The 7302-nt window shown below is 30.0% G+C and carries 8 protein-coding genes; 6 read left to right on the top strand and 2 right to left on the bottom strand.

From position 1 onward, the window contains the following. The 4 genes from CQA44_RS13460 to CQA44_RS01410 all read left to right on the top strand — a co-directional run. Nucleotides 1-142 (top strand): TdeIII family type II restriction endonuclease (locus CQA44_RS13460; protein WP_115545494.1); only part of this gene is annotated, 142 nt, incomplete at its 5' end. A gap of 63 nt (nt 143-205) precedes the next feature. After that, nucleotides 206-718: a ClbS/DfsB family four-helix bundle protein gene (locus CQA44_RS01420; RefSeq protein WP_115545493.1), complete on the top strand. Its 513-nt coding sequence runs from the start codon at nt 206-208 to the stop codon at nt 716-718. A gap of 1252 nt (nt 719-1970) precedes the next feature. After that, a complete protein-coding gene (locus CQA44_RS12400) occupies nt 1971-2162 on the top strand; it encodes a hypothetical protein (RefSeq protein ID WP_181881734.1) in 192 nt (63 codons plus the stop codon). 79 nt (nt 2163-2241) lie between these two features. Continuing rightward, the gene (locus CQA44_RS01410) at nt 2242-2490 is read left to right on the top strand and encodes a hypothetical protein (RefSeq protein WP_220272132.1); all 249 of its coding nucleotides are present in this window, start codon (nt 2242-2244) and stop codon (nt 2488-2490) included. A gap of 867 nt (nt 2491-3357) precedes the next feature. On the opposite strand, the gene CQA44_RS01405 is transcribed toward CQA44_RS01410, so the two are convergent. Further along, nucleotides 3358-4206: an ATP phosphoribosyltransferase regulatory subunit gene (locus tag CQA44_RS01405; RefSeq protein ID WP_115545491.1), complete on the bottom strand. Its 849-nt coding sequence runs from the start codon at nt 4204-4206 to the stop codon at nt 3358-3360. A gap of 31 nt (nt 4207-4237) precedes the next feature. Further along, nucleotides 4238-4903, bottom strand: coding sequence for a polyprenyl diphosphate synthase (gene uppS, locus CQA44_RS01400; RefSeq protein ID WP_408941369.1), 666 nt, complete (start codon nt 4901-4903; stop codon nt 4238-4240). A gap of 276 nt (nt 4904-5179) precedes the next feature. Between uppS and CQA44_RS01395 the strand changes: the two genes are divergently transcribed. Next, nucleotides 5180-5518, top strand: a complete 339-nt coding sequence (locus tag CQA44_RS01395; protein WP_115545503.1) for a DUF485 domain-containing protein — start codon at nt 5180-5182, stop codon at nt 5516-5518. Next, nucleotides 5515-7161, top strand: coding sequence for a cation acetate symporter (locus CQA44_RS01390; RefSeq protein WP_115545489.1), 1647 nt, complete (start codon nt 5515-5517; stop codon nt 7159-7161). Before CQA44_RS01395 ends, CQA44_RS01390 begins: the two co-directional genes overlap by 4 nt. Nucleotides 7162-7302: the final 141 nt, after the last annotated feature.

Here is a 7302-nt window from a genome sequence, read left to right as displayed (position 1 = left end):
TGCAGAACTTAAAGTTGCTAATGAATTTTGGGATTTTCTAGGTGGAGCAGGAAGTTATGGGCTTATTTTGTCTGCTTTTGAAGAAGTAGGACAAGAAATACGAGAAGAAATTGATGAATATTTTAAAAAGTTTCAGAAATAATTTGATTTTGTGCACTAGTTTTGGAATCTATCTCTAAAACTACAATTCACAAAAGGACTGTCAATGCCCCGCCCCAATACCAAAAATGACTTATTGCATCAAAGTCAAGCACATTTTGAACAGCTCTTTGCATTGATTGATTCTATGCCTCTTGATATGCAGCTAGCAAAGTTTGATTATAATGAGCGTGATAAGACTTTGCGAGATATTCTCGTGCATTTATTTGAATGGCAAAAGTTGCTGCTGCATTTTGTGCAAACAAACCTTAGCAAAACGACTGATTTTGTGCCTTTTTTGCCCGCACCTTATAATTTTAGGACTTATCCCAAAATGAATCAAGAGATATGGCATAAACACCAAAAGACATCTTTAGATGAGGCAAAGACAATGCTGCACAAAAGTCATCGTGATTGCATAGAAATGCTAGCAAATTTACCAGAAAATGAGCTGTTTGTGAAAAAGCATTATGCTTGGTGTGGCACAACGAGTCTTGGGAGCTATTGTGTGAGTGCGACCTCAAGCCATTATGATTGGGCAATAAAGATGATTAAAAAAGCTCCAAAAACACAAAAATGATTAGCCTAAAAGAATCTGCACCGCACTTAAGACAAGCAAAGCTGCCATTATCAAATTTGCGGCTTTATAATGTTTGATTAAAAAAGCTTTGAGTGCAACGCCGGCTATCACCCACAAAAAGAAAAACACACAAACGTCTAGTTTTGGAACGAGGATTCTAAGGAATTTAGATGTTGAAATCATAGGCAAAGATTTCAAAAAAGATGATGAGATATTAAAACTTTTTTAGAGTATTAAAGAACTCATTGATTTTAAATCGATAATGAAAAAAGCACCCAAAGGCAATATGCCTATATGAAAAAATTTGTGATAGCGATGGGCTAGAAGTCAAACAACTCCCAGATGACATATCTGTTTATACGTCACCAAAATCTTCATTTCAGCTTTTTTGGTTAAGAATAATAGACTTGCTCAAGACCCTAGCATTGGTAGTTAGTGGAATTGCTGCTGTCTTAAAACAGATTGGATTTAAGGGGAAGATAGAGATTATTTCACACGGATTGCATCAAGGGCAGTTGGGCAATAAAATAAATTAATACAAATTGATAATTGCTTAAATCTCTCTTTGCAAGAGCTTGAAATCCACAAGTTAGAAAAACAAAAAGAATATTGACATTACAAAAGAGAGTGAAAAACTTGCTACCATATTCATTCATTTATTGGTAGGAAACTTTCAAACACTAGAGTGATTTTGAAAACCACGCAGTATGTAAAAAAGGATACAAAAAAGAATATTTTATCACCAGAGAAAATGAAAACATTGCTTTACAAAAATATAAAAATAGAGAACTCTACAAAGCTGTGGATAAAAATACCATAACCATAGTTTTTATCCTTGATTATTTTATTTGACCCAAAAACTTAGAAATTATTTAATATTTAGGGAAAAATTTATCAAAACCTAATATAAAGGCATAGAGGAATTAAAAAATTATGATTTCATAGAAAATGAATATATCAAAAGTATTATCCAGCCTATAAATTATACACTCTATCGTGCTGTATGGTGGCAATAAGAAAGAAATAATGGAAATTGAAGTTGGCTTTTTAAATACAACGGGTGAAATGATTTTAGGCATAAAAGCTCCAAAAATTTTTATATACTCACTGAAAAACTTACTTGATTTTTGGAAAAACAATAACTAAAGCACTATTCTACAAGGCACATTTTCTCAAATCCCCTCTAAACTACATCGCGAAAAATACAAGCTCCTTTCTTGCACACTCTCCTTCCCCAAGCAAATTGATATATTTGTGGATTTATTTTGCGGGGGATAATGTAAGTATTAATATAGAATCTAGCAAAAAACACAAGCATAATGATAATTTAAGTTCTTTGCAATTCTCTTATGCTAAATCCTCGCCGCAAAGCCCAAGTTTATCACCACTTTTCTATATTAATAATGCTTATCATATCACACATTGTTATGGCAACTTACTTTAGCTTTATATTAATTAAATTCTATACTTTTTATTTCATTTTAGAATAAAACTAGTCAAAGTAAAATCAATAAGGGGTTATTATGATACTAACAGATGAAATTTGTGATAAATTATGTGTTGCTGCTCGTGAGAAAAGTAGGGAGCTAGGCATTGATATAAGTTTTGTTATATGCGATGAACACGGCTTATTAAGAGTTTATAGGAGATTTGGAGAAGTATTGGTTTTTAAGCATTACACTAGCTCTGGGCAAGGCATACACCTCTACTGTTACACAATGCAAGACAAAAGATGTGGCGGCTTGCAGCTCTCTTATGGCTATACAAACTAACGATAGCAGAATCACGCTTATTTCAGGGGCTATCCCTTGTTTGTTAATGGTAAAATTGCGGGTGGCATTAGCGTTGGAGGTGGCACAGAGGAGCAGGACTGCGTTATTGCCGAATATATTGTTTCAATGTAATTTTGCTTCCATTATTTCTCTTTTGTATTAAATAATGATTTGTTGCAAAAGCAAGGCACATTTTGATAAAGAAGTATCAAAGCTTTAGATTTTTATAAGTGAGCTAACATTAGAGCAATTAAGTAAGCACTAGCATTAGAGTGATGATGAATAAATTTTGATGAATTATAATAGAGGACATTTCTACACGATTTTAGAGAGAAAATTCAATTTTATAGGTTTATTAGGATAGGGTAGAAAGAGGTTAAAGGACTTTTAGACTTAAAAGAATCTTAAACTTATATCTTACAAACTCATTGAATAATGCCGCAATAGAGGATTATTTAAGTATTAAAAATTAGTGTTAGCTTTCCTAAATATTCTCGCAAATGCTGCAATAAAGCATTGCTTAAGTGTTAAAAATGGACTTTCCCTGATTGTTTTAGAATCTACCTTGAGTGATAAATAAGGAAATGTTCCTCTAAATTTAAGTATTAAAAATAGTATTCCATTATTGGAATGTGCAAGAGAGAGGAATGGACTAGCTAACAGATACTAAACAAACACACAGAGCTTCTAAAAATAGCCCTGCAAGATAAAGGCGATAAAGATAATAAAAAGAAAAGTTATAAAATAGTGAAAGAAAGGTAAACTAACAGAAAAGCCTTGATTGCTTAAGACTAGTATTTTTAAATATTTTTATAATAAGCTGAAAAATAGTTTTTAATATTTGCTTACTTAAATTAAAATATAAAATTATTCATAATTTTGACGCATGAATTCTATGACTTCATTTGTATAAATTGCAAATCCACAGGAATGGACACCATCAATTTCATATTTTCCACCACGTAAAAAATCTTTATTATTATTAAACATTCTAAAAAATAAACTATCATAATATCCTAATTTTGGATAGTATAGTGGGGAGAAAATAGTATTTTCATAGCAACAATAACTCGCACTATCTAGCAACTTTTGTAATTCATATTTAATAAAGCTAGGAGCTTTTAATATGTATGATTCTAGGCTAGATTTATTTTGTATATATAATAAATCCTTTAAATAACTATTACTATTTAGTATTTTTTCAACTTGCATTTGCGAAAATATTTCTATTTCAAAACCGCTTTCTTTAGCACATAATCTTGGAATATTCATATTTGAAACTTGAAGTAAGGGGTTTAATCCTAGTTTTAAAAATATACTAACAGCAGTGCATAAAATACTATCTATTCCATTTGCATCAATACATTCTGCTCCTATTTGATTTACTTCTTTAGAAGGATATGAGAATGATGGTTGGATATAAAACCATTTTTTATTATCGATTTTACTTAAATGCCTATTGATTATTTTAATTACATCAATAGTATTATCATTTCTTAAAATCATTTGATTATTATCATCAGCACTTATGCGAATAATTTTACGCTTTGATAGAATCTTATCATCATTAGTAAAGTTAAATGATGGCGTAGCAATTTCTTCATACCCATTCTCATAAAAAATTTCAACAGCCATTTTTTCTATATCTCGTTTTAATTTTGCGTCTTTACTAAAGTAAATTTTACTACCTTGCGGCACTTCATAACCTAAAATCAAAATAATTCCTTTTAAAAAATATTAAATTATATCAAATAGCACCAAATCGTCTATATCTTTGCTTGTAACTTTTAATAATTTTTTCTAGCTCTATTATATTAAAGTCTGGAAATAAAGTTTTTGAAAAATATAATTCTGCATAGGCACATTGATAAAGTAAAAAATTTGATAGTCTTATCTCACCACCTGTTCTAATAAGTAAATCGACATCTGGAATTCCTGCTGTATCAAGATTAGATTCTAATTTTGATATAACATCGTACTTAGTAGCGTTATTTTCTATCCCTTCTTTGCTTATCTTTAAAAATGCTCTTGCAATTTCATCTTTAGAACCATAATTTAGTGCTAGTATCTGTGTTAATGAAGAATTATTAGCAGTTTTAATCTCTAATGAGTTAATCATTTTTTTTAATTTATCTGAAAAGCAGCCGATATCTCCTATTGCTTTAAATCTTATATTATTTTCTTCATAAGTTTTATCCTCATTTTTTAGGTATTTTTCAAGTAGCTTCATTAAAAAATCTACTTCTATTTTTGGACGCAACCAATTTTCTGTGGAAAAGGCATATAAACTAAGATATGATATAGAATTTTTTGCACACCACCTTGTAATCTTCCTAACTACTTTAACGCCTTCTTTGTGTCCTTCTGTGCGATTAAGACCTTTTTGTTTAGCCCAACGACCATTTCCATCCATTATAATTGCAAGATGGTTTAACTTATTCTCCCTCAAAAATTCCCTCAAATTTATTTGTTTTTGGATTCTAACTAAAGATTCATAAATTACTTATTTTAAATTATTGTTAATGAAATTCTTATAATTTATCTTAAATAAATAAGTGTTACTTTATCTACTAAAGTTTAATTATGTTATATATTTTATAAAAATTAATATTGCATAAAAATTTATAAAATCTTAAATTATAAATGTATTTATATAATTTTAAAATATAAAGGATATAAAATGGAAGAAATGACCAAGAAGGAACAACAAATTATGGACAAATTTAAGGGCTTTGTTAGTTCTCGTAATAAACTTTCAATCTTTTTATCATTAATAGTTCTTGTTTGTTACTATGCTTTTATTATAGCTGTTGGATATTTTCCAAAAGTATTAGGATATAAAATAGGACCTAGTGTGGTTACACTTGGTATTGTTGTTGGTGTATCTATTATTGTAATTTCCATAATAGTTACTGGAATCTATACTTTTATAGCAAATAAATACTTGGATAAAGAACAAGAAAATATAATAAAAGAACTTCAAGAAACAGGAATTATAGAAAAGTTTAAACAAAAGGAGATTAAATGAAAACTATAATATTTTATTTATTAATAATAAACAATCTCTTTGGAGCAGCTATTGATGTAGGAGATTCTGCCAAAAGCGAAGTTAATAGCGTTGCTATTATTATGTTTTTAGTATTTGTGGCAGTAACTTTAATAATTACATATTATTCCAGTAAGAAGTCTAAATCTACATCTGGATTCTACACAGCTGGAGGCAACATAACAGGACTCCAAAATGGGACTGCAATTGCAGGGGATTATATGAGTGCAGCAAGTTTTCTTGGGATAACAGCACTTGTCTTTAGCAATGGATTTGATGGTTTAATATATTCTATTGGGTTTTTAGTTGGTTGGCCTATAATATTACTTCTAATTGCAGAGAAGTTACGAAATTTAGGAAAATATACATTTGCAGATATTACAGCATATCATTTAGATGCAAGACCGCTTAGGGCAATATCTGCAATAAGTGCATTAGCAGTTATTGTATTTTACCTAATTGCACAGATGGTCGGAGCTGGACAATTAATACAAATATTATTTGGGCTTGATTATATAGTAGCAGTAGTAATTGTTGGTGTATTAATGATTTTATATGTAGCATTTGGTGGAATGCACGCTACTACTTGGGTGCAAATAATTAAGGCTATATTATTACTTTGTGGTGCTAGTTTTATGGCATTTATGATTTTATATCATACTAAATTTAACCTATCTGATTTTTTTACTCAAGCAATACAGCATCACAAAGAAGGTGAGCTTATTATGTCTCCAGGAAGTTTTGTGAAAGATCCAATTTCTGCTATATCTTTAGGGCTTGCATTAATGTTTGGGACTGCTGGATTACCTCATATATTAATGAGGTTTTTTACTGTTAAGAATGCTAAAGAAGCAAGAAAGTCTGCTTTTTATGCGACTGCTTTTATAGGATATTTTTATATTTTAACTTTTATTATTGGTTTTGGGGCAATAGTTCTCTTACTTGGGAATCCTGAATTTACAAATGCTGATGGTTCTTTAAAGGGTGGAAATAATATGGTTGCAGTTATACTAGCTAAGGCAATTGCTGGTAATGTATTTTATGCTTTTATATCAGCAGTAGCATTTGCAACAATACTTGCTGTTGTATCTGGGCTTGCTATATCTGGAGCAAGTGCAATTAGCCATGACTTATTTGTAAATTGTATTAAAGGTGGTCCTTGTGATCATAAATTAGAAATGAGGGTTACAAAAGGTGCTACAATTGCTATTGGAATACTAGCAATTTTACTTGGAATTATGTTTGAGAAACAAAATGTTGCTTTTACCGTTGGGTTAGCATTTGCAATAGCTGCTAGTGTAAATTTTCCAATTTTGCTTTTATGTATTTATTGGAAAAATCTAACAACAAGGGGGGCTTTTATAGGAGGATTGATAGGACTTATAGTAGTCCTTTCATTGGTAATTTTAAGTCCTAGTATTTGGGTTGAAGTTTTTGGATTTAAGAGTGCAATATTTCCTTATAATCACCCTGCAATATTTACTATGCCATTGACATTCTTTTTAATTTGGTTGTTTTCAATCACAGATAATAGTAAAAGAGCACAGATAGATAGAGCTGGATTTGATGCGCAAGATTTTAGGGCACAAAGCGGGGTTGGTATAAGTGAAGCAATAGATCATTAAAGATTATTCTAGGAGTTTAAAACCCCTAGAATAACATAGAATTTAAATCTTAATTTAATAAAATAAACATTAATTCTCTATCAACATCATTCTAAAAATGTTAAAATTTTATTTGTATATTTCGATATTACTTAAATTAAA

It is taken from the genome of Helicobacter sp. MIT 14-3879 (assembly GCF_003364125.1).
This window is presented reverse-complemented; position numbering and strand designations above follow the sequence as displayed.

Bases quoted from the DNA above. Each gene is read 5' to 3' on its own strand.
- CQA44_RS01390 (WP_115545489.1), top strand. From the start codon at position 5,515: ATGAAAACTATAATATTTTATTTATTAATAATAAACAATCTCTTTGGA.
- CQA44_RS01410 (WP_220272132.1), top strand. From the start codon at position 2,242: ATGATACTAACAGATGAAATTTGTGATAAATTATGTGTTGCTGCTCGT.
- uppS (WP_408941369.1), bottom strand. From the start codon at position 4,903: ATGGATGGAAATGGTCGTTGGGCTAAACAAAAAGGTCTTAATCGCACA.
- CQA44_RS01395 (WP_115545503.1), top strand. From the start codon at position 5,180: ATGACCAAGAAGGAACAACAAATTATGGACAAATTTAAGGGCTTTGTT.
- CQA44_RS01420 (WP_115545493.1), top strand. From the start codon at position 206: ATGCCCCGCCCCAATACCAAAAATGACTTATTGCATCAAAGTCAAGCA.